Raw genomic sequence first — 943 nt, forward strand, 5'->3', positions numbered from 1 at the left:
ACGGCCGAGGCTGAGCCTGGTGCTGTTGGGCTCGCTGGGGTTCGGGGTCTCCCAGGTGGTCGCGGCCGTGATGCCGGGCTACGTGTCGTTCGTGGTGGTGCTCGTGCCGATGGGCATCGCCTTCATGACCTATGTGACCACCCTCAACGCCACCTTTCAGCTCAGTGTCGACCCGCAGATGCGCGGCCGGGTGATGAGCATGTTCATGCTGGTGTTCATGGGCGTGGCCCCGCTCGGAGCGCCCGTCGTCGGCCTGATCGCCGACGGGTTCGGCCCGCGGGCCAGCCTGACGGTCGGCGGCGTGGTGACGATCGCGGTCGTCACCGTGCTGGGCGCGCTCCTGGCGCGGACCAGGGGCGTCCGGCCGCGGGACCTGCTGCCCGGGCCCCGCGGCCGCCGGGGGACGTCGCGCTCTGCAGGTGGGGAACCGGCCGGGCCGGAGGAACCGGCGGAGACCAGGGACGGGGACGACGGGTCCCGGGAGGTCCCGGCGGCCCGCTGAGCCGCCGTGCCTTCGCGGGGGCGGTCCTCCTCGCCCGGGGCCGCGGGCGGTGGAAGCATCCCTTCCGGGGCTGACGGGAGTCCGGCCGGCTGAGGTCCGAGTGCCTGGAGATCATCAGCGGTTTCGGGGGGTGGACCTCCCCGGGCTTTTCCACCGCGGGCCGGGGAAGGACGGGGGTATGAGACTCTTCCTCGCGCTCAACCCTCCGGCGGCGACCCTGGACGCCCTGGGCGAGGCGGTCGAGCGCGGCCGGTCGTACGCGCCCCGGCTGCGCTGGACCGCGCGTGACGGGTGGCACATCACCCTGGTCTTCCTGGGAGAGGTGGAGGAGGACCGGCTGCCCGACCTCACCGAGGCGATCGGCGCGCGGGCCCGGGAGCACCGCCCGCTCTCCCTCGCCGTCGAGGGCTGGGGCCGGTTCCCGCCGAAGGGCAGGGGCCC

Annotated in this window: 1 protein-coding gene and 1 pseudogene (1 of these 2 only partly in view); both read left to right on the forward strand. The window is 74.4% G+C overall.

What is annotated here, in order from left to right; translation table 11 throughout:
- Positions 1-502, forward strand: a pseudogene (locus tag D471_RS39510) (MFS transporter) (it extends 807 nt beyond the left edge of the window).
- Positions 503-680: 178 nt separating this feature from the next.
- Positions 681-943, forward strand: a 263-nt coding sequence (locus D471_RS0114870; protein WP_017599344.1) for a 2'-5' RNA ligase family protein, incomplete at its 3' end; no start/stop codon positions are given.

This window comes from Nocardiopsis lucentensis DSM 44048, assembly GCF_000341125.1.
Taxonomy (GTDB): domain Bacteria; phylum Actinomycetota; class Actinomycetes; order Streptosporangiales; family Streptosporangiaceae; genus Nocardiopsis; species Nocardiopsis lucentensis.